The organism is Rhodococcus sp. C26F (genome assembly GCF_053345925.1).
This window is the reverse complement of record NZ_JBKFBA010000003.1, coordinates 221815-243838: the sequence shown is the minus strand read 5'-3', so window position 1 is coordinate 243838 and position 22024 is coordinate 221815. Positions and strand designations below refer to the sequence as shown.

Here is a 22024-nt window from a genome sequence, read left to right as displayed (position 1 = left end):
GACGTCCGACGGCGTCCGGTCGAGGCGGGCACAGCACTGCCACGAATTCTCCGATCGTCGGGTCTCGGGTGGCCGGTGGATCCACCCGTCGGTGTGCAACGCCGTACCCACCGCGCTTGTTCCCCACCTCTGGTTTTCTAGAGTGATCGGATGGCCTCGACATCCACTCCCGCGACGGTGTTGTTGAAGCGCGAGAAGGTCGCGCACCGGGTCCACGAATACGCACACGACCCGAGGTCGTCGTCCTTCGGCGCCGAAGCCGTCGAGGAACTCGGCACACACCTCGGGGTCTCCGCCGAACAGATCTTCAAGACGCTGGTGGTGTCGCTGTCCGACGGCAAGCTCGCCGTCGCGGTGATCCCGGTCCCGGCGACGCTGTCGCTCAAGGCCGCAGCGGGGGTGCTGGGCGGCGGCAAGGCCGTGATGGCCGATCACACCGCCGCCGAACGCGCGACCGGGTACGTCGTCGGCGGCATCTCCCCGCTCGGGCAGCGCAAGCGTCTGCGCACCGTGATCGACGTCTCCGCCGAGCAGTGGGACCGGGTGCTGTGCAGCGCGGGTCGGCGAGGGCTCGAGATCGAACTGGATCCGCACGATCTGATCCGGCTGACCGGCGCCGTCGTGGCACCGATCACGGCCGGTCCGTAGGGCCCGTCCACTCCGGCAGCGCCTACAACAGCACCATCTGATCGCCGGCGCCGTCGTCGGGTTGCAGCAGTTCGGGGCCGTTGTTGCGGATGCTGTTGACCTTCGCGGACACGCGGCGGATCTCGATCGCCGAGATCGCCTCGACGCTCGGCACGATCAGATCCGGATGGCCGAGACTGTCGGGGTCGAGCCACGCATCCCACCGCTCCGGCGGGAGGATCAGCGGCATCCGTTCGTGCACGTTGCCGAGTTGCTCGACCGACTGCGCGGTGAGGATCGCCGTGCTCGACAGCGGCGGTGCCTTCGGGTTCCGCGGGTCGCGCCACTCCGCCCACACCCCGGCCATGCAGATCCACGATCCGTCGGCCGGCGCCATGAAGTACGGCACCTTGCGAGGCTTGCCGTCCGGTGCGGGTTCGACCTGCCATTCGTACCAGCCGTCCATCGGGACGAGGCACCGCTTGTAGCGCAGCGACCGCGCGAAGCTCGGCTTGGTGGCGACCGACTCGGATCGCGCGTTGATCAGCGGTGCGCTTCCGCCCACCTCTTCGGCGAAGGGCGGCACGAGTCCCCAGCGCATGCGGCGGATACGGCGGCGGACGGGACCGTCGGGGTCCTCGCCGTCGTGCCGGGCGACGACGGTGAGCACCTCGGTCGTCGGCGCGACGTTGTAGTCGGGTCCGCGCCTGTCCCGGCCGCTGTCGCCGTCACCGGTCTCGTCGAGTGCGTCGAGTTCGACGGCGAGCGTCGCCGGGTCGGCCGTGGAGACATACCTTCCGCACATGCCGTCGAGTGTGGCATCGCCGGGTGACGGAACCGACACCGGCGCGCACCGGGTGGGCGAGGGTGCCCGCACCGGTCCGGATGGGCGAAGATGGTCGGGTGAGTCTGTGGAGAGCACCCCGCGCCGTGTCCCCGGTTCGAGCGTCGGTGACGCTGCCGGGATCGAAGTCGATCACCAACCGTGCCCTGATCCTGGCCGCACTCGCCGACGGGCCGTCCACCCTGACCGGCGCGCTGCGCAGCCGCGACACCGACCTGATGATCGGGGCCCTGCGCACACTCGGCACGACCGTCACCGAACGCGACGGCGGCACCACCCTCGACGTGACCCCCGGCCCCCTGCGCGGAGGCGAGGTCGCCTGCGGACTGGCCGGCACCGTCATGCGGTTCGTACCGCCGCTGGCCGCACTGGCCGACGGCGACGTGCGGTTCGACGGTGACGAACAGGCCCGCGTCCGCCCGATGAGCACCGTGCTCGACGCCCTGCGCGCCCTCGGCGCCGACATCGACGGCGACCGGCTACCCTTCACCGTGCACGGCCGCGGTGCGGTGCGCGGCGGTTCCGTGACTATCGACGCCTCCGCCTCCTCGCAGTTCGTCTCGGGTCTGCTGCTGTCCGGGGCCGCCTTCGACGAGGGCGTGGTGGTCCGCCACGCCGGCGAACCGGTGCCGTCGATGCCGCACATCGAGATGACGGTCGAGATGCTCCGAACGGCCGGGGTCCCCGTCGACACCTCCGAGACCGACACCTGGCGGGTGCCCCCGACGACGATCAAGGCCGTCGACGTCACCGTCGAGCCCGACCTGTCGAACGCCACGCCCTTCCTCGCGGCCGCGGGGGTCACCGGTGGTGTCGTCTCGGTGCCCCTGTGGCCCGAGTCGACCACCCAGGCCGGCGACGCGATCCGCGGCATCCTCGAGCAGATGGGCGCCGAGGTGACGTGGGCCGACGGGACGCTGACCGTGCGCGGCCCGGGCGAATTGCGAGGCATCGACGTGGACCTGCACGACGTCGGCGAGCTGGCGCCGACCGTCGCGGCCCTCGCCGCGGTCGCCGCCTCGCCCTCCGACCTGCGCGGTATCGCGCACCTGCGCGGTCACGAGACCGACCGGCTGGCGGCGCTCGCCACCGAGATCGGTCGTCTCGGGGGTTCGATCACCGAGACCGAGGACGGCCTGCACATCGAGCCGGCGCCGCTGCACGGTGGTATCTGGCACTCCTACGCCGACCACCGGATGGCCACGGCCGGTGCGATCCTCGGGCTCGTCGTCGATGGGATCGAGGTCGAGGACATCGGCACCACCGCCAAGACGCTCCCCGATTTCGAAGGCCTGTGGGAGTCGCTGCTGACGGGGAGCGACTCCTGAGGCGGCGGGAGTACGACGAGTCCGACGTCCGGGTCCGTCCCGGGCGCGGCTCGCGGCCGCGCACGAAGGACCGCCCGGCCCACCGCAATGCCGAGGAGGGCATGGTCGTCTCCGTCGACCGCGGGCGGTGGGGTGTCGCGCTCGGCGGTGATCCCGACCGCATCGTGACGACGATGCGGGCACGCGAGCTCGGCCGGACCCCGATCGTGGTGGGCGATCAGGTGGGTGTCGTCGGCGATCTCTCCGGTCGCCCCGACACGCTCGCGCGCATCGTGCGGGTCGAGGACCGCAGCACCGTCCTGCGGCGCACGGCCGACGACACCGATCCGTTCGAGCGCATCGTCGTCGCCAATGCCGAACAGCTGCTCATCGTGGTCGCGCTCGCCGATCCCCCACCGCGGACCGGACTCGTCGAACGCGCACTCGTCGCGGCCTATGCCGGCGGTCTCGCTCCCCTGCTGGGACTGACCAAGAGCGACCTCGCCGATCCCGACGAGTTCGCCGCGCACTTCGCGGATCTCGACATCCCGGTGCTGCTCGTCGGTCAGGACGACGATCTCACCGCCCTGCACGAGCGGATCGACGGTCGCGTGACCGCCCTGATCGGGCACTCGGGGGTCGGCAAGTCGACACTGGTGAACAGGCTCGTCCCCGACGCCGACCGCGCCACCGGCGAGGTCTCCGGGGTGGGCAAGGGACGTCACACCTCCACCCAGTCGGTGGCCCTGCACCTGCCCGAGGGCGGGTGGGTGGTCGACACCCCGGGCATCCGGTCGTTCGGGCTCGCGCACATCGGGCCCGACGACGTCGTCGCGGCGTTCGGGGACCTGGCCGAAGCGGTCGAGGACTGCCCGCGCGGGTGCACGCATCTCGGCCCGCCCGCCGATCCCGAATGTGCCTTCGACTCGTTGGAGGGCAAGTCGCACAACCGGGCGGTGGCCGTGCGCGAACTGCTCACGGCGCTCGCGTCCAACGACCCCTGGTGAACCGACGAACCCCGGCCGAACGCACGAACCCCNGGGGTTCGTGCTCGTTCTCGTGACCGTCAGCGCATGCCGAGCGCGCGGCGGACGAATCCGCGCTTGCGTGTCTTCTCGATGGTGGTGGCCAGACCCACGCGGCGGCCGGTGGCCGGATCGATCTCCGGCGCTCCGCCGAAGCCCCGCTCGGAAGCGGTCTCCGGGGCGGCGTCGCGGTCGTCCTTGAGGTACTTGTCGGGCAGCGACAGTTTGGCGATGGTGCGCCAGGACTTCCAGTACTGCACCGCGAGCGGGCCGGTGGTGTACGGCAGGTCGTACTTCTCGCACAGCTCACGCACGCGCACCGCGATCTCCGCGTACCGGTTGGACGGCAGGTCGGGGTAGATGTGGTGCTCGATCTGGTAGCTCAGGTTGCCGGTCATGAAGTCCATGACCTTGCCGCCGGAGATGTTCGCGGAGCCGAGCATCTGACGCAGGTACCACTCGGCACGCGTCTCGGTCTCGATGTCCTGCTTCGTGAACTTCTCCGCACCGTCCGGGAAGTGACCGCAGAAGATCACCGCGTTGGTCCAGATGTTGCGCACGAAGTTGGCCGTGGCGTTGGCCTTCATCGTGGACTTCCACGACTTGCCGGTGAGCGCCGGATAGATCACGTAGTCCTTGAGGTGCTGCTTGCCGAGCTTGGCGAGCACCTCCTTGCCGCGTGCCTTGGTGAGCTCGCGGTCGTCGCGCCCCTGGATGACCTTGCCGAGCTCGAGCAGCTGGATGGCGATGCCGTACTGGAACAGCGCTGCGAGGATGGCGTTGTACGCGACGTTGCCGAGGTAGAACGGCTTCCATCGCTGGTCGCGGGTGACGCGCAGCAGGCCGTATCCCACATCGTCGTCCATGCCGAGGATGTTGGTGTACTTGTGGTGCAGGTAGTTGTGGGTGATCTTCCAGTGCGCCGACGGGTCGACGTTGTCCCACTCCCAGTTGGCCGAGTGCACCTCGGGGTCGTTCATCCAGTCCCACTGCCCGTGCATCACATTGTGCCCGAGCTCCATGTTCTCGATGATCTTCGACAGGGAGAGCATGCCCGTGCCCAGCAGCCACAGCGGACGCTTGTTCGAGCCGAGCAGCACGAGGCGCCCGCCGATCTCGAGGCCGCGCTGCAGCCGGATCGTGTTGCGGACGTATCGAGCGTCGCGCTCACCGCGGGACTCCTCGATATCGCGCCGGATGGCGTCGAGTTCGCGGCCGATGGCCTCGACGTCCGCCTCCGTCAGGTGCGCGTACTCCTTGACATCCGATATCGCCATGCGGGCTACTCTACCGTAGGTTACGGGTCCGTAGGTTAGCCGGATTCGGAGCTGTGGCGCGAATCACACAGTGACGGAAGGTCGCCGGTGACCCGATTCACCACGGCGACGGCGACGCTCTGCTACCGCATGCTCGGCGTGCACCCGTAGCGCCGTGAGCAGACCCCGGCGCCGGCCCGTGGACGCCTCGGTGACCACCGCGGGCGCGTCCGGGCGCCACCTGTCGAACTTGCGCTCGGAGGAGGTCTCGGGGGCGTCGTCGGCCGTCGCCTTGAGGAATCGGTCGGGCAACGCGAGCTTGTGGATCGTGCGCAGGGCGAGCCAGTACTGCCGGGCGAGCGAACCGGTCGTGTACGGCAGGTCGTACTTGCCGCACAGCGCCCGCACGCGGGCGGCGATCTCCGGGTAACGGTTGCTCGGCAGATCCGGGAACAGGTGATGCTCGATCTGATAACTGAGATTCCCGGTGAGGAAATCCATCGCACGCCCACCGGAAATGTTTGCGCTACCGAGCAACTGGCGCAGATACCACTCTCCGCGCGTCTCGTTCTCGTAGTGCTCGGTCGTGAACTTCTCTGCGCCGTCGGGGAAGTGGCCGCAGAAGATCACGAGATACGCCCAGATGTTGCGGATCACGTTCGCGGTGAGGTTCGCCGACAACGTGCTGCGCCAGGCCGGGCCGGTGAGCGCCGGGAAGAACACCAGGTCCTTGACGACCTGCCGGCCGGCCTTCGCTGCGAATTCCTTGTTGGGGCCCGAATTCCACTGCGTGGGCGGGACGCCCTCGAGTTCCTTCTTCGCCGAGAGGTCGTGCAGCGCGATCCCCCACTCGAAGGTCAGCGCGAGGACGATGTTCGCGATCGGCTGCGCGAGATTGCGCGGACGCCATTTCTCGTCGCGCGTCATCCGCAGGATGCCGAATCCCACGTCCTCGTCCATGCCCACGATGTTCGTGTAGGTGTGGTGCGCGTAGTTGTGGGCGCGCTTCCAGTGCTCGGACGGACCGGTCTGATCCCATTCCCACGAGGTCGAGTGGATCTCGGGGTCGTTCATCCAGTCCCACTGCCCGTGCATCACGTTGTGCCCGAGCTCCATGTTCTCGATGATCTTCGCGAGCGACAGCGCGGCGGTACCCATGATCCAGCGCGACCGTCGACGCGAACCGAACAGCGCGCAGCGTCCGACCACCTCCAGCACACGCTGCGCACGGATGACGGAATGGATGTAGCGGGCGTCCCGCGGGCCGCGCGAATTCTCCACATCCCGTCGAATCGCGTCGAATTCGTTTGCAAGAGCAACGATGTCGTCTTCGGTCAGATGAGAGAACGCGCGGATGTCGGTGATGGCCAAGCGGGATCCTTCGGAGGTTTGCTGTCGGTGTCTACACGTCCAGTGTGCAGTCGCCGGCAGCGGCGGAGATGCAGGTCTGGACGCGTTCGCCCTCTGCGTGCTCCTTGCCGGATCGCAGATCGACGACGTGCCCCTTCTCGAGCGGCACAACACAAGTCTGACAGATTCCCATGCGGCAACCGAAGGGCATCAGCGCACCGACGCTCTCACCGGCCTCGAGAATCGTCGTGGCGCCGTCCACGGTGACGGTCTTGCCGGACTTCGCGAACGTGATCGTTCCGCCCGAGCCCGAGGTGTCGGCGCGGCTGACGGCGAAGCGCTCGAGGTGGACCTGATCCTCGATGCCCTCCGCAGCCCAGTGCGCGGTGATGTCGTCGAGCATCTGCTGGGGACCGCACGCCCAGGTCTGACGCTCGCGCCAGTCGGGGCACACCTCGTCGAGCTCCGAGAGCGCGAACTTGCCCTTCTCACGGGTGTGACGCACGTGCACGCGGAAGCGATCGTGAGTGGCGTCGAAACGCTCGAGTTCGGACCGGAACATCACGTTCTCGGCCGTCGGCGCGGAGTGGATGTGCACGACGTCGGGCAGGTCGAGTTCGCGCTCGACCGCACGCCGGTCGAGCGTCCGCAGCATCGACATGATCGGCGTGATGCCACTGCCGGCCGTGAGGAAGAGGATCTTCGCCGGCGGCGGGTCGGGCAGGACGAAATCGCCCTTCGGGGCGGCGAGGCGCACGACGGTGCCCTCGGGGACACCGCCGACGAGGTGGCTGGACAGGAAGCCCTCGGGCATCGCCTTCACGGCAATGGAGATGACCTTGTCGTCCCAGGTGGGCGAGGAGGTCAGCGAGTAGGAGCGCCAGTGCCAGCGACCGTCGACGTGCAGACCGATGCCGATGTACTGGCCGGGTGCGTATCCGAAGTCGAAGCCCCAGCCGGGACGGATGACGATCGTCGCGGAATCGGGGGTCTCCTGGCGCACCGAGACGATGCGCCCGCGCAGTTCACGGGCGGACCACAGCGGGTTGACCAGATGCAGGTAGTCGTCGGGGAGCAGAGGGGTGGTCAGCCGGGCCACCGCGCCACGCAGGACGTTGGAGAGCGACTTCTCCCCTGGCGCGACGTGTGCCGCAGGCTTCTCGATCCATTCCTTCAGGCCCATCCGACCGTTTCTCCTCACTCCGGTTACGGCTCCGTAGGTTATCAGAGGTTACGGAAGCGTAGGTTGCGCGAGAGACGGTCGTCACACCGATGACGTGGCGATATGCGAGGTCAGAGCAGTTCGAGCAGGAAGGGCAGTTCCTGGGCCGCGTACCACGCCAGTTCGTGGTCCTCCGCGTCGCCGAGGACGAACTCGGCCTCCTCGTCACCCAGTTCGGCGGCATCGACGATCTCGCGTGCCCGCGCGACGTCGGCCTCCGCCTCCTGCAGGTCGATGTGCACCGACGCGACCGCACGCATCGTGATCGGCCCGGTGAGCTTGACGACCGCATCGTCGAGATCCGGTCGCGGCTTCACCTCGTCGACGTCGGCCGCGATCACCACCCGACGGGACGCGAAGGACGGATGATCGTTCGGCTCCTCCGATCCGAGCAACCGCAGCGACGCGCGTGCCGCCTCGGCCATCGCGACCTCGGCGAGCTCCTCGTCGTCGCCCGCCGTGTAAGCCTCGCGCAGAGCGGGGGTCACCGCGAAGGCCGTCCGGCCCACCGCGTCGAACTCACCGTCGGCGACGAGGCCCTGCAACATCGCGAGCGTTGCCGGTACATAGACACGCGTCACTTCTCACCTGCCGGCATCCGTCAACTCCTCGAGAGATTCCTGGATCAGCGTCGCTGCCACGTCCACATCGGGCATCGCATCACGATCCGCATTCAAACCGTAGTAGATCTTGCCGTCGTAGGACGTCAACGCGATGCTCAGGGCCTGATTCTTCAGCAGCGGCGAGACCGGGAAGATCTCGAGCAGCCGGGCTCCGGTGAGGTAGAGCGGGTGCTGCGGACCGGGCGCATTGGTGATCATGAGGTTGAACATCCGCTGCGAGAAACCCATCGCGACCCGGGCTCCCACCGCGTGCATCGTCGCCGGGGCGAAGCCCGACAAGCGGACCATCGTCTGCGCCGCCACCCGCCGCCGCTGCCGCGAGTAGGCCTCGCCCGCATGCGCGATGTGCGACAACCGGACCACCGCGTTCGGCTCCCCCACCGGCAGATCCAGCAGGAAGGACGACACCTCGCCCTGCGGGTGCACCTGGATCGTGTCGTTGTCGCCGCAGTCGTCCGGATCCTGGGTGTACACCGACATCGGGACCATCGCCCGCACCACCGTCGCCTCGGTGACCGGCTCCCCGCGGGAGAGCAGCCAGTACCGCAACGCGCCGGCGAGGACCGCAAGCACCACGTCGTTGATCGTGCAGCCGTAGCGGGAGTGGATCTTGCGGTAGGGCTCCAGATCGGAGCGCACCACGGAGAACCGACGGCTCCTCGAGATCTGCGTGTTCAGCGGAGTCTCGGGCGCCGACTGCGCTGCCGTGCGGGCGATCCGGCCGACGGCGTCGACGGTCTCGGTGAGGGTCGCCGTGAGATCGCCCACGGCCGATCGCACGGCGGCGATCCCCTCCCCCGGGCGCGCGACGAGTTCGGCGAGCGCTCCGACGAGCAGAGCGGACTCCGACGGTTCGCGTTCGGGCATCCACAATTCCTCGGGGACCTCACGCGGCACCGGCTCCTTGTCGAAGAGCACCTGGACGATGTCGAGGGCCTCCTCGCCGTCGACGAGCGCCGAATGCGACTTCGTGAACAGCGCCACCCGATCGTTCGCGAGCCCCTCGACGAGATACATCTCCCAGAGCGGTCGCGTGCGGTCGAGCGGTCGCGAGACCAGACGCGCGACGAGGTCGTGCAGCTGTTCGTCGGAGCCGGGTTTCGGCAGCGCGGAGCGCCGCACGTGGTAGGTGATGTCGAAATCGCGGTCGTCGACCCACACGGGTCGCGAGAGCCCGAATGCGACCTCCCGCACCTTCTTCCGGTAACGGGGCACCTCGGGCAGTCGCTGCTCGACCAACCGCAGCACGCTCTCGTAGTCGAGACCGCCCTCGGGGGGTTCGAGGATCGCGAGCGACCCGACGTGCATCGGCGTGTTACTCGTCTCCAGGTAGTAATACGACGCGTCCTGCGCCGTCATCCGGCTCGTCATCGACCCCGTTCCCCCTCCTGACCCGAACCTCCCGAGCGTCGCCACCACGACTCGGCGCCGTCCGTGGCTCCGCTCCCGATCTCCTCGGGATCGAGATCGAAGAGTACGGCCAGTTCGCCCGGCGCGTCGTGTGAACCATCATGGTGTACGCCGACCATCCCCGCAGCGGCGGCGCCTCGCACGTTGCCGACCGAATCGTCGACGAAGACGCACTCGCCGGGCTCGAGGTCCAGCAGCCGGGCGACCAGCAGGTAGCTCTCGGGGTCGGGTTTGGCGACACGTGCGTCACCCGAGAGCACCACGCGGTCGACGAACGGGCCCTCGAGATCGCGCAGCCACTGCGCGCCGGGCCCACCGGGATCATTGCTCAGCAGAGCGGTCCGCACCCCACGCGCGCGCAGGACCGTCACGGCCGCGCCGAAGGTGTCGGGGTCGCTTCCCGGCCCGACCAGGACGCCACCGACGTCGAGTACGAGCCCTCGCATCACGACACCACCGTAGGTCCCGGACGTCCTGCTCGCGCAGCGCATCCCGCGCGCGTCGAACCGGGACCGTCGCCCGGCGATGTGGCATCATGTGCGCGGTTCGTCCTCTCCCGAACCGATCCGCCGTCACGGTGTCACCGTGACGATCCGTTCTCATGCCCTTCGGGAGGGTCCATGTCGCATCACACCGGGCGCTACGTGCGCCGCCTCACCCGCCTCGAACCTCCGGTCGAGGAGAGCTGCCACCGTCCCCGCAGCCACGTCGCCCGTCGGCCCACGCCGCACGACGGACGCTCGGGACGCGCCCCGCTCCGCCGCGACGGAACGGGACGTCCTGCCGACGGCCGGGGCATCGAAGGTCCGGCCACCGGACCGGGTGACCGGCCTGCGATCGTGCTCGATCCGGGTGTCGTGCGGGTCGCGGAGACGGCGGTGCGCCTGGTCCTCGAGGTCGTCGACGGCCGCCGTCCCGCGGTGCAGTCCACCACGGTCCTCGATCCGCGTCTCGTCGCGACGATCACCGCGGGCCGGCCTCCGCGTGCCGGACGCAGCACTGCGGTGCTGCTGCGGACGCGGGTGCGTCCCGTCGACGCCGACACCGTGGAACTGTTCGGCAGCTACGGCCGCGGGGACCGGGTGTTCGCCTTCGCCGGCCGGATGGTGCGCAAGCGTCCCCGTCCTCGTGCTCCGCACCGCTGGACGATCACGACCCTGTGGCTCGGGTGAGCCACAGGGTCGTGGGGTGATCGTGAGTCTTCGACTCAGCGCCTACGTGAGTCTTCGACTCAGCGCCTACGTGAGTCTTCGACTCAGCGCCTACGTGAGTCTTCGACTCAGCGCCTACGTGAGTCTTCGACTCAGCGCGTTCAGCGCCGCCGGTTGGTCTTCGCGTCGCGCCGGGCCGCGGCACGACGCTCCTTGCGGGTGCCCGCCTGCCTGGGCGCGGAGCCCGCGTCGGAACCGGCGGTCGTACGCGCGACGTGGGCGCGGCCGTCCTCGTCGGGACCGGTGTAGGTCAGACGCCGCTCGGTCTCGTCGAGACCCTTGGCCCGCAGCGCGGCCGGTGCGGGCTCCGCCTGCGCCGCCGGAGCCGGCTGTGCCTGTTGTGCCGTCGGGGCCGGCTGTGCCGGTCGGGCGGGAGCAGCCTTGGCGAGGCTCGGGGCCGCCTGCGCGGCGGCCGCCGCAGAGGCCGGCGTGACCGCCACACCCGCGGACTGCTGCTGTTGCGCGGCCTCGACCTGGAGGTTGAACAGGAATCCGACCGATTCCTCCTTCAGGCCCTCGAGCATCGCGGTGAACATGTCGAAGCCCTCGCGCTGGTACTCGACGAGCGGATCACGCTGCGCCATCGCGCGCAGGCCGATGCCCTCCTTGAGGTAGTCCATCTCGTAGAGGTGCTCGCGCCACTTGCGGTCGAGAACCGACAACAGCACGCGACGCTCGAGTTCGCGCATCGCGTTCTCACCGGCAATGGCCTCGAGTTCGGCCTCGCGACGTGTGTAGGCGGCGCGGGCGTCCTCGAGAAGGACCTCGAGCAGACCGTTGCGGTCGAGGTCCTCGTTCTCGGCGACGAGCGTCTTGTGGTCGACACCCACCGGGTAGAGGGTCTTGAGCGCCGTCCACAGCTGCTCGAGATCCCAGTCCTCGACGTAGCCCTCGGCGGTCGCACCGTCGACGTAGGCGGTGATCACGTCGGTGAGCATGTGCTGCACCTGACCCTCGAGGTCCTCGCCGCGCAGGATCCGGCGACGCTCCTCGTAGATGACGGTGCGCTGCTGGTTCATCACCTCGTCGTACTTGAGGACGTTCTTGCGGATCTCGAAGTTCTGCTGCTCGACCTGCGTCTGCGCGCTCTTGATGGCCTTGGAGACCATCTTCGCCTCGATCGGCACGTCGTCGGGCAGGTTCAGCCGCGTCATGATCGACTCGAGCGCGGCGCCGTTGAAGCGTCGCATCAACTCGTCGCCGAGCGAGAGGTAGAACCGCGACTCGCCCGGGTCGCCCTGACGACCGGAACGGCCACGGAGCTGGTTGTCGATACGACGCGACTCGTGCCGTTCGGTGCCGAGCACGTACAGGCCACCGGCCGCTCGCACCTTCTCGGCGTCGGCCTTCGACTCGGCCTTGATCCGCTCGAGGGTCTCGTCCCAGGCCGCCTCGTACTCGTCCGGCGTGTTGACCGGGTCGAGGCCGCGCTTGCGCAGCTCGATGTCGGCGAGGATGTCGGGGTTGCCGCCGAGCACGACGTCGGTACCGCGACCGGCCATGTTCGTCGCGACCGTCACCGCGCCGGACCGGCCGGCCTGCGCGATGATCTGCGCTTCCTGCTCGTGGAACTTCGCGTTGAGCACGCTGTGCGGCACACCGCGCTTGGTGAACTGCCGCGACAGGTATTCCGACCGCTCGACGCTCGTCGTACCGATGAGGACCGGCTGGCCCTTCTCGTGACGCTCGACGACGTCGTCGACGACGGCCGCGAACTTCGCTTCCTCGGTCTTGTAGATCAGGTCGCCCTGGTCGACGCGCACCATCGGACGGTTCGTCGGGATCGGGATGACACCCAGGCTGTAGATCTGGTGGAGCTCGGCGGCCTCGGTCTCGGCCGTACCCGTCATGCCCGACAGCTTGTCGTACAGGCGGAAGTAGTTCTGCAGCGTGATCGTGGCGAGCGTCTGGTTCTCGGCCTTGATCTCGACGCCTTCCTTGGCCTCGATCGCCTGGTGCATGCCCTCGTTGTAGCGGCGGCCCGACAGGACGCGGCCGGTGAACTCGTCGACGATGACGACCTCGCCGTTGCGGACGATGTAGTCCTTGTCCTTGGCGTAGAGCTCCTTGGCCTTGATGGCGTTGTTGAGGTAGCTCACCAGCGGCGAGTTGGCCGCCTCGTACAGGTTGTCGATGCCGAGCTGGTCCTCGACGAACTCGACGCCGGCCTCGTGCACACCGACGGTCCGCTTGCGGATGTCGATCTCGTAGTGCACCTCGGGCTTGAGCAGCTTGGCGATGCGCGCGAATTCGGAGTACCACTTGCTCGACGCGTCGGCGGGACCCGAGATGATCAGCGGGGTCCGGGCCTCGTCGATGAGGATCGAGTCGACCTCGTCGACGATCGCGAAGTTGTGGCCACGCTGGACGAGGTCGTCGAGCGAGTGCGTCATGTTGTCGCGCAGGTAGTCGAAACCGAACTCGTTGTTGGTGCCGTAGGTGATGTCGGCGGAGTAGGCCGCGCGGCGCTGGGCCGGGGTCATGCCGGACAGGATCACGTCGGTCTCGAGTCCGAGGGAACGGTGCACGCGGCCCATCCACTCGGCGTCGCGCTTGGCGAGGTAGTCGTTCACGGTGACGACGTGGACGCCGTCGCCGGAGATCGCGTTGAGGTAGGCCGGCAGCACGCAGGTGAGGGTCTTGCCCTCACCGGTCTTCATCTCGGAGATGTTGCCGAAGTGCAGCGCCGCGCCACCCATGATCTGGACGAGATAGTGCTTCTGGCCGAGCACACGGAAGGACGCCTCCCGGGCGGTCGCGAAGGCTTCCGGAAGCAGATCGTCGAGCGTCTCGCCGTCCTGGTAGCGGCTCCGGAACTCGTCCGTCTTGGCCCGGAGCTCGGCGTCGGTCAGGGCCTCGAAGTCCGGGGAGAGGGAATCGACATGCTCGGCGATGTGCTTGAGCCGCTTGACCATGCGACCTTCACCGATCCGGAGCAGCTTCGTCAGCGACAGCACTGGTGTGTTCGTCCTCAATCTCGGGTACCTGCACGGACAAGAAATCCGGCCGAGGCCTTGTCGGACCCCGGCCGGATTCCATGGTAGGCGCTGCGCGGGAGTGACCGCGATGGCGAGGTGCCTTCGGTCACTCCCGGCAGTGTCACACGAGCCTGATCAGACCGTAGTCGAAGGCGTGTCGCCGGTAGACCACGGACGGCTTGTCCGTCTCCTTGTCGTGGAACAGGTAGAAGTCGTGACCGACGAGTTCCATCTCGTAGAGGGCGTCGTCGACGGTCATCGGCTGAGCGTTGTGTTCCTTCGTCCGGACGATGCGACCGGGACCGTCCTGGGGTTCCTTCTCGCTGTCGCCGAGCGACAGGTCGGGCGAGATCGCGAGCTCGTCGTCCTGGGCGAGGGCCGCGGTGGCTTCCGCCACGGACACGGGCGTCTTCTCACCGTAGGAGACCTTGCGGCGCTCCTTCGTCCGTCGCAGGCGCGATTCGAGCTTGCTGATCACGGACTCGAAGGCAGCGTAGAAGCTGTCGGCACTGGCCTCGGCGCGTACGACAGGTCCCTTTCCGCGGGCAGTGATCTCGACCCGCTGACAACTCTTCCTCTGACGCCTGTTGCGTTCGTGTTGCAACTCGACGTCGAAGATGAAGATCGTCGGATCGAAACGTTCGAGCCGAGCGAGTTTCTCGGAGACGTAGATCCGGAAGTGATCGGGGACCTCGACGTTGCGTCCTTTCACGACAACGTCGGCACGGGGGCCTTCCGTGGCGGCATCGGCCTCTGCAACGGAACCTCTGGACTTCGAAGGGGTCGTCACGCGTACCTCCCGAGTTACGGCCGGCGCAGCCCGCGCGCCGGCATGATGTATGAGCGCGAGAGCGCGCTCGCCCGGAATCGGAAGAACAGGCGTTTCCACCCGTCTACCTTGTTGTTTCCGGGTCTGATGGCGACGGTAGTACGTAACGCGGAGGTGTGCCACCGTTCCCGCGCGATTTCACGTCGCGTCGCCTTCCGGTCACTCGGTGAGGTACTTTCCGGGCCCGTCCGCGGGCTCACGCGTGGGCGATCACGAGCACTCCGAGAGGGTCGAATCCGGCGCGTCGGAGTGCCCGCACCGACTCGCGCGCGGTGGTTCCGGTGGTGAGCACGTCGTCGACGACGAGGACCGGGATCGTGCGCGGCAGACCGTCGGCGCGCACCCCGACACGGCCGGCGAGGTTGCGCTGCCGGTCGGCTGCCGAGAGCCCCACCGAATCACGGACCCCGGCCGCCACACTCAGGATCGGATGCACGTGGAGGCGACGGTCGTGGGTCGCGGCGGCCCGGGCGGCACGCGTGACGGGATCGCCTCCGCGTGCCCGCGCCGCACGCGCCCGGGTGGGGGCGGGCGTCACGATCAAGGGACCCTCGGGCAGCTCGCTCCATCGGCGCAGCCGCGCGATCGCGACGGCCCACGCGAGCCCGAGCGGCTCGGCGAGATCCCGGCGGGCACGCTCCTTCGCGACGATCACCGCGCGGCGCCTGGGGCCGGTGTACGGGCCCAGACTCCACACCGGGGTCCCGGGGTCGACGCGCGGCGCGACGGCCACGGGGTGATCGGAGAGCTCGCGTGCGCACACCCGGCACCAGCTCGCTCCGGGAGCGGCGCACCCACCGCACCGGGCGGGCAGGACGAGATCGAGAAGGGCGGTGAGCACACCGGGAGTGTGCCCGAAGTCACCGACGCCCGGGCGTCACCGTCGGCACCGACGCCCGGGCGTCACCGTCGGCACCGACGCCCGGGCGTCACCGTCGGCGCGCTCAGCCCGGGAGGACGGGGATGGCCGCCATCCCGGCCAGTCCGGGTACCTCGCGCCAGTACCGGTCGCCCGCGGGGTCGCGGTTGTTGAGCTGGAAGACCGTCCGGGAATCGGCGACGAACTCGCTGGCCGTGGACGCCTCCACGGCGACCACCGGAGGGGTGAGATTGCGGCTCGGGAGTGCGTCGATGCGCGAGCCGTCCACCGCGACCTGCACGACGGGCACGTCGGCCGACGCGCGGGAGACGACGATGGTGTCGGCCGTGCTCCAGTCCAGGGCGAGCGCGGGACCGCCGAGACCGAAGCCGATCTCGCGCGGATTGGTGAGCGAGTACTCGCCGGTCGTGGTCGGTACGACCGTCGCGACGAAGACCCGTCCGTCGATGATCAGGGCGGCGCGGACACCGTCGCGCGACAGGCGCAGCTCGGTGATGCGGCCCCCGAGGGCACGGATCGCACCCGCTTCGACGCCGACCACGGTGACCCGCCCCGTGCCGGGCTCGCGCACCGCACGCACTACCGCGGTGCCGTTGACGACGGCCCACACCGAGTTGTTGTTCGGTGACCAGGACGGCCGGGTGATCGACTCGCCGTCGACCGCGGGTTCGGCAGCGCCTTCGCTGTAGGCACCGACCATCAGCTGCACGGCCGGCTCCGGTGCCGGTTTCCCGGTGTTCTCGACGGCGGCGACGAGTTCCCCGTCCAGCGACAGGGCGACGGACTGCAGGTCGTCGGACATGCCGAAAAAGCTGCGGACCGGTGTCACGCCGGTCTCGGCGACGCTCACCAGCGTCCCGTCGAGCAGCGCGTGCAGGCCCACCGTCACGCTCGACGCGGCGAGGGGGTTCATGGACGCCACGTCGGCGGTGGTCCAGCCGTTCGGGAACCGTTCGTCGAGGGGCTGGCCGTCGGCGAGGAGGTGGTACGGGCCGCTGATGTCTGCGTTGGCGAGGGTCCAGATCACCTGCGCGGCGAGCAGTTCGCGATCCTGCCGGCCCATCGAGCCGACCCCCTGGAAGTCGATGCGGATACCGCCGAGTCCGACGCCGACGTCGGTCGTGCGGCCGTCCGCCTTCGTCACCGAGCCGATGACGGTGACGTCCTCGAGGAGATTCTTGACCGCAGGCGCGAGGACCTCTTTGGGCCCTTCGACGAGCAACCCGATCAACTGCGACGCCGTCTGTTCGGGGGTGCCCGTGATCCAGCGCGGGTCGGGGACGACGGCGTTGCCGGTCGGGTCGAGGAAGTACAGCGAGCGGCGCTGATAGGTGTTGAGGAAGCGCGGGCGGTCCATGATGACGCCGGCCGGCAACCGGTCGATGCGCCACTCCCCGTCCGTGCGGACCAGGGAGAACCGCGCCTCGAACTCCCCGTCGGCGGGACGGTAGATGCCGCCCTCCTCGAGGTAACCGACGGTGCTCGCCCGCACCACGTAGGTGGCACTGTCGCCGTCGCGTTCCTCGACGAGGACGTCGACCTTGTCGACGATCGTCGCGCTCGCCGCGTCGTCCCAGGACTCGGACATCGTGGGGGTGAGGAACTGCCGGGCCGCGCGGTGGCGGTTGGTCGGATCCGTGCTCGCCTGCAGGAAGTCGCGCAGGAGCAGGTCGGGTTCGCGACCGGGCACGGGAGCGGCGACCTCGGTGGTCGCGGGGCCGCGTTCGAGGGTTCCGATGGCCTGCGGTGACGACGAATCGGGCAGCGTGGCGCATCCCGACAGCACGAGTCCGGCCGCGGTCAGGAATACGACGAGCACGCCCGCTGCACGCGGAGTCGAGCGGCTCATGTACTGGCTCCTTCGGACGATGTGCTCGCAGGGTCGGTCGGGATCTCTCCCGTCGAAGGCTGCTCCGGGGTCTCGTCACCCGGCGGGGGCTTGCCCTGCACGGCCTTCGCGGCGCTGGGCACGAGAGGCAGGGGGCTGCGACCCACCTTACGTCCGCGTTCGCGCGGGAGGGTCAGCCGGAAGCTGGCGCCTCGTCCCGGCTCGCCCCAGGCTTCGAGCTTGCCGTTGTGCAGGTTGGCGTCCTCGACGCTGATGGCGAGACCGAGGCCGGTGCCGCCGGAGCGCCGGACCCGCGACGGATCGGAGCGCCAGAACCGGTTGAAGACGAGTTTCTCCTCCCCCGGTCGCAGACCCACGCCCTGATCGCGCACGACGAAGGCCGCGGCCGCGTCGTCGGCGCGCAACCGCAGCAGGATGGGTTTGCCCTCGCCGTGATCGATCGCGTTGGCGAGCAGGTTGCGCAGGATGCGTTCGACGCGGCGGGGATCGACGTCGGCCTCGACGGACTCGTCCGGCAGGTCGACGATGAGCTCGGTGGCGGTCTCGCGGGCGAGGTGCCGCACGGTCGAGACGGCGGCACGCGCGCACATCCGCAGATCGAGTCGTTCGGAGGCGAGTTCGGCGACACCCGCGTCGTGCCGGCTGATCTCGAGCAGATCGTTGAGGAGGCTCTCGAAGCGGTCGAGTTCGGCGACGAGCAGTTCGGAGGACCGCTTGAGGACGGGGTCGAGCTCGTCGCTGCCGTCGTGGATGAGGTCGGCGGCCATACGGACGGTCGTGAGCGGGGTGCGCAGTTCGTGGCTCACATCGGAGGTGAACCGTTTCTGCAGGTTGCCGTATTCCTCGAGCTGGGTGATCTGCCGCGACAGGCTCTCGGCCATCTCGTTGAACGACATCGCCAGGCGCGCCATGTCGTCCTCGCCGCGGACCGGCATGCGTTCCTTGAGCCGCCCGTCGGCGAAGCGCACGGCGATCCGGGAGGCCGACCGGATGGGCAGCACGACCTGCCGCGCGACGATCATCGAGATCGCGGCCAGCAGCACGAGCAGGACCACGGCGCCGACGAGCAGGGTGCCACGGACGAGGGCGAGGGTGCGTTCCTCACCGCCGAGCGGGAAGACGAGATACAGCTCGAGTGTCGAGATGTCGGAGTCGGTGGGGCTGCCCATGATCAGGGCCGGCCCGGTGTAGCCGTCGGGATCGGCGACCGTCGCGAACTGGTACGCGATCTGCCCGTTCTGGACGAAGGCGCGCAGGTTCTGCGGGATCTGGTCGGCGGGCCCGCTCGAGGTGGGGGCACGCGGACCGTCGCCGGGGACGATCAGGACGGGGTCGAAGGTTCCGGCGACGCCGGTGTCCTGTCCCCCGTCGCTGCCGCGGCTGGTGAGGATCGCCGCGGCACCGTCGAGGCGGACCGCGAGCGAGCCGGAGTCGTCGGCGCCCGCGAGTTGTCCCTCGACGAGTGCGCGCGAGCGATCCATCTCCTCGGTCGCCGCGTCGATCTTCACTTCGAGCAGTCGGTCGGTGATCTGGCTCGTGAGTACCACTCCGAGCACGAACATGACGATCAGCGACAGCGTGAGGGTCGAGGTCACGACCCGGAGCTGCAGCGATCGTCGCCAGGTGTGCGCGAGTCGGCTGCTCATCGACCGCGACCACCTCACCAGCGGCAGCGTCCTACGCGTGATACGCCGCCGAAGCCGGTAGGTTCGGATCACGGCGGTCCGGCCTTGTAGCCGACCCCCCGCACCGTGAGCACCGCCTCGGGATTCTCGGGATCCTTCTCGACCTTCGCGCGCAGACGCTGGACGTGGACGTTCACGAGCCGGGTGTCGGCGGCGTGCCGGTAGCCCCAGACCTGCTCGAGCAGGACCTCACGGGTGAACACCTGGCGCGGCTTGCGCGCGAGCGCCACGAGCAGGTCGAACTCGAGGGGCGTGAGCGAGATCGCCTCGTCGCCGCGGGTGACCTTGTGGGCGGGGACGTCGATGGTGATATCCCCGATGGTCAGGACCTCCGCCGGTTCCTGCTCGGTGCGACGCAGCCGGGCCCGCACGCGTGCGACGAGCTCCTTCGGCTTGAACGGCTTGACGATGTAGTCGTCGGCGCCCGATTCGAGGCCGAGCACGACGTCGACGGTGTCGGACTTGGCGGTGAGCATCACGATCGGCACACCGGAATCCGCGCGGAGCACACGGCACACGTCGATGCCGTTCATGCCGGGGAGCATGAGATCGAGCAGGACGAGGTCGGGCCGGATCTCGCGCACGGCGCCCAGCGCCTGAGTGCCATCCCCCACCACGAACGGTTCGAATCCCTCGCCGCGCAGCACGATCGTGAGCATCTCGGCCAGCGCGGTGTCGTCGTCGACTACCAGAATCCTCGGCTTCATAGCCTCTATCGTGTCACCCCTCGAGCGTCGTGAAGCAGATTTGAGATGTCAACGGCGAGTTGTCGCGGGGAGGCCTGCGGGCCTGCGACCTCCCACGGAGACATCCACTGCTGCTGTGCGAGCCCGTCGTAGACCGCGCCGGTGCGCTCCTGCAGACCGGCATCGCGCTCGTAGGCGTCGCGATCGCGGTCGACCTCGGTCGCGGCGCGGTTACGGGCACGCTCCGCGGCGAGAGCGACCGGAACGCGGAGCAGCACCTGCAGATCGGGCACCGGAAGCCCGAACCGTTCGAACTCGAGACGGCGGATCCACTCCACCGCCGGGCCGGTCGCGCCCTGGTTCCGGCGCGCCGCCGTGTACGCGGCGTTGGACGCGACGTACCGGTCGAGCAGCACGATGTCGTTGTCGGCGAGCAGCTTCCGCAGCTCGTCGGCAGCATCGCGACGGTCGAGCGCCCACAGCAACGCCATCGCCTCGACGCTCGAGGCGGTGTCGCCGTGCTGCCCGCGCAACGCCTCCGCGCCCAGATCGGCGTGGATCGACTGCCCGTACCGCGGGAAGGCCAGCGTCGCGACCTTCCGTCCGGCCTCGCGCCAGGTCTCGACGAGACCGGCGGACAACGTCCTTTTGCCGGCCCCATCGAGACCCTCGACGACGATCAGATCACCCATGTGCCCTGTGATTCCCGATCACTCATGTGCCCTGTGATTCCCGTCGAGTTGCCGGGATCAGTAGCGGTAGTGCTCGGGCTTGTACGGGCCCTCGACGTCGACACCGATGTACTCGGCCTGCTCCTTGGTCAGCTTCGTGATCTGTCCGCCGAGCGCCTCGACGTGGATCTTCGCGACCTTCTCGTCGAGGTGCTTGGGCAGGCGGTAGACCTCGTTGTCGTACTCGTCGGGCTTGGTCCACAGCTCGATCTGGGCGATCACCTGGTTGGCGAACGAGTTGCTCATCACGAAGGAGGGGTGGCCCGTGGCGTTGCCCAGGTTGAGCAGGCGGCCCTCCGACAGGACGATGATCGAATGGCCGTCGGCGAAGGTGAACTCGTCGACCTGCGGCTTGATGTTGATCCGCGTGACGTCGGAGGCCCGCTCGAGGCCGGCCATGTCGATCTCGTTGTCGAAGTGGCCGATGTTGCCGAGGATGGCCTGGTGCTTCATCGCCTTCATGTGCTCGAAGGTGATGATGTCCTTGTTGCCCGTGGCGGTGATGACGATGTCGGCCTGGCCGATGAAGTCCTCGACCGTCACGACGTCGTAGCCGTCCATCATGGCCTGCAGGGCGTTGATCGGGTCGACCTCGGTGACCGAGACGCGTGCGCCCTGGCCGCGCAGGGCCTCGGCGCAGCCCTTGCCGACATCGCCGTAACCGCACACGAGCGCGGCCTTGCCGCCGATGAGGACGTCGGTGCCGCGGTTGATGCCGTCGAGCAGCGAGTGCCGGGTGCCGTACTTGTTGTCGAACTTGCTCTTGGTGACCGAGTCGTTGACGTTGATCGCGGGGAACGCGAGCTCGCCGGCCGCGGAGAGCTGGTACAGGCGCAGAACGCCCGTGGTGGTCTCCTCCGTGACGCCCTTGACGGACTCGGCGACGGTGGTCCACTTCTTCGAGTCGGCCGCGAGCGAGCGGCGCAGCAGCTCGAGGAAGACCTTGTACTCGGCGGAGTCCTGCTCCTCGTCGATCGGCGGGACGACGCCGGCCTTCTCGAACTGGGCGCCCTTGAGCACGAGCATCGTGGCGTCGCCGCCGTCGTCGAGGATCATGTTGGCGGGTTCGCCGGGCCAGGTGAGCATCTGCTCGGCCGCCCACCAGTACTCCTCGAGGGTCTCGCCCTTCCAGGCGAAGACCGGGACGCCCTTGGGCTCCTCGGGGGTGCCGTGCGGGCCGACGACGACGGCCGCGGCGGCGTGGTCCTGGGTGGAGAAGATGTTGCACGACGCCCAGCGCACCTGCGCGCCGAGGGAGACGAGCGTTTCGATGAGCACAGCGGTCTGGACCGTCATGTGCAGCGAGCCGGAGATCCGTGCGCCCTTCAGCGGCTGCACCTCCGCGTACTCGCGACGCAGCGCCATCAGGCCCGGCATCTCGTGTTCGGCGAGCCGGATCTCCTTGCGCCCGAACTCGGCGAGGGACAGATCGGCGACCTTGAAATCGAGACCGTTGACCCGGTCGGCTACGAGCGTGGTGTCAGACACGTGCAGATGCCTCTTCCTGTCGG

At 68.7% G+C, this 22024-nt stretch carries 19 protein-coding genes; 4 read left to right on the top strand and 15 right to left on the bottom strand.

The window, feature by feature from the left end; all coding sequences use genetic code 11:
• Window positions 1-150: 150 nt before the first annotated feature.
• A complete protein-coding gene (ybaK, locus tag ACLBYD_RS06350; protein WP_271036798.1) occupies window positions 151-648 on the top strand; it encodes a Cys-tRNA(Pro) deacylase in 498 nt (165 codons plus the stop codon).
• 22 nt (window positions 649-670) lie between these two features.
• Here ybaK and ACLBYD_RS06345 read toward each other — a convergent pair whose 3' ends face one another.
• Complete coding sequence (locus tag ACLBYD_RS06345) at window positions 671-1432, bottom strand: SOS response-associated peptidase (protein ID WP_271036799.1); 762 nt, start codon at window positions 1430-1432, stop codon at window positions 671-673.
• 80 nt (window positions 1433-1512) lie between these two features.
• Between ACLBYD_RS06345 and aroA the strand changes: the two genes are divergently transcribed.
• Window positions 1513-2799 carry a 3-phosphoshikimate 1-carboxyvinyltransferase gene (gene aroA, locus ACLBYD_RS06340; protein WP_447815867.1) on the top strand — a complete coding sequence of 429 codons (1287 nt, stop codon included), beginning with the start codon at window positions 1513-1515 and terminating at the stop codon, window positions 2797-2799.
• Complete coding sequence (gene rsgA / locus ACLBYD_RS06335) at window positions 2766-3785, top strand: ribosome small subunit-dependent GTPase A (RefSeq protein WP_258258538.1); 1020 nt, start codon at window positions 2766-2768, stop codon at window positions 3783-3785. The genes aroA and rsgA overlap by 34 nt, the downstream gene beginning before the upstream one ends.
• Before the next feature lie 59 nt (window positions 3786-3844).
• On the opposite strand, the gene ACLBYD_RS06330 is transcribed toward rsgA, so the two are convergent.
• From ACLBYD_RS06330 to ACLBYD_RS06305, 6 genes are all read right to left on the bottom strand, one after another.
• The gene (locus ACLBYD_RS06330) at window positions 3845-5080 is read right to left on the bottom strand and encodes a fatty acid desaturase family protein (RefSeq protein ID WP_060651347.1); all 1236 of its coding nucleotides are present in this window, start codon (window positions 5078-5080) and stop codon (window positions 3845-3847) included.
• 63 nt (window positions 5081-5143) lie between these two features.
• Complete coding sequence (locus ACLBYD_RS06325; protein ID WP_271036801.1) at window positions 5144-6430, bottom strand: acyl-CoA desaturase; 1287 nt, start codon at window positions 6428-6430, stop codon at window positions 5144-5146.
• Window positions 6431-6461: 31 nt separating this feature from the next.
• Window positions 6462-7592, bottom strand: a complete 1131-nt coding sequence (locus ACLBYD_RS06320) for a ferredoxin reductase (RefSeq protein ID WP_024101494.1) — start codon at window positions 7590-7592, stop codon at window positions 6462-6464.
• A 110-nt stretch (window positions 7593-7702) separates the two neighbouring features.
• Entirely contained in the window at window positions 7703-8212 is a 510-nt protein-coding gene (locus tag ACLBYD_RS06315) for a DUF6912 family protein (protein ID WP_447815796.1), read from the bottom strand.
• 3 nt (window positions 8213-8215) lie between these two features.
• Window positions 8216-9625 (bottom strand): WS/DGAT/MGAT family O-acyltransferase, encoded by a 1410-nt coding sequence (locus tag ACLBYD_RS06310; RefSeq protein ID WP_026061398.1) that lies wholly within the window; start codon window positions 9623-9625, stop codon window positions 8216-8218.
• The gene (locus ACLBYD_RS06305) at window positions 9622-10110 is read right to left on the bottom strand and encodes an HAD-IA family hydrolase (protein WP_059382387.1); all 489 of its coding nucleotides are present in this window, start codon (window positions 10108-10110) and stop codon (window positions 9622-9624) included. Before ACLBYD_RS06305 ends, ACLBYD_RS06310 begins: the two co-directional genes overlap by 4 nt.
• A gap of 174 nt (window positions 10111-10284) precedes the next feature.
• Between ACLBYD_RS06305 and ACLBYD_RS06300 the strand changes: the two genes are divergently transcribed.
• Entirely contained in the window at window positions 10285-10836 is a 552-nt protein-coding gene (locus tag ACLBYD_RS06300) for an Rv3235 family protein (RefSeq protein WP_447815795.1), read from the top strand.
• A gap of 140 nt (window positions 10837-10976) precedes the next feature.
• On the opposite strand, the gene secA is transcribed toward ACLBYD_RS06300, so the two are convergent.
• From secA to ahcY, 8 genes are all read right to left on the bottom strand, one after another.
• A complete protein-coding gene (secA, locus tag ACLBYD_RS06295; RefSeq protein ID WP_447815866.1) occupies window positions 10977-13790 on the bottom strand; it encodes a preprotein translocase subunit SecA in 2814 nt (937 codons plus the stop codon).
• 184 nt (window positions 13791-13974) lie between these two features.
• A complete protein-coding gene (hpf, locus tag ACLBYD_RS06290; protein ID WP_060651341.1) occupies window positions 13975-14643 on the bottom strand; it encodes a ribosome hibernation-promoting factor, HPF/YfiA family in 669 nt (222 codons plus the stop codon).
• A 235-nt stretch (window positions 14644-14878) separates the two neighbouring features.
• Window positions 14879-15523 carry a ComF family protein gene (locus ACLBYD_RS06285; RefSeq protein ID WP_271036804.1) on the bottom strand — a complete coding sequence of 215 codons (645 nt, stop codon included), beginning with the start codon at window positions 15521-15523 and terminating at the stop codon, window positions 14879-14881.
• A 103-nt stretch (window positions 15524-15626) separates the two neighbouring features.
• Window positions 15627-17411, bottom strand: a complete 1785-nt coding sequence (gene lpqB / locus ACLBYD_RS06280; RefSeq protein ID WP_447815794.1) for an MtrAB system accessory lipoprotein LpqB — start codon at window positions 17409-17411, stop codon at window positions 15627-15629.
• Entirely contained in the window at window positions 17408-19057 is a 1650-nt protein-coding gene (gene mtrB / locus ACLBYD_RS06275) for an MtrAB system histidine kinase MtrB (RefSeq protein WP_138843822.1), read from the bottom strand. Before mtrB ends, lpqB begins: the two co-directional genes overlap by 4 nt.
• A 68-nt stretch (window positions 19058-19125) precedes the next feature.
• Window positions 19126-19803, bottom strand: coding sequence for an MtrAB system response regulator MtrA (mtrA, locus tag ACLBYD_RS06270; RefSeq protein ID WP_006550216.1), 678 nt, complete (start codon window positions 19801-19803; stop codon window positions 19126-19128).
• A gap of 5 nt (window positions 19804-19808) precedes the next feature.
• Complete coding sequence (locus tag ACLBYD_RS06265) at window positions 19809-20474, bottom strand: dTMP kinase (protein ID WP_447815793.1); 666 nt, start codon at window positions 20472-20474, stop codon at window positions 19809-19811.
• 57 nt (window positions 20475-20531) lie between these two features.
• A complete protein-coding gene (gene ahcY / locus ACLBYD_RS06260; RefSeq protein ID WP_447815792.1) occupies window positions 20532-22001 on the bottom strand; it encodes an adenosylhomocysteinase in 1470 nt (489 codons plus the stop codon).
• Window positions 22002-22024: the final 23 nt, after the last annotated feature.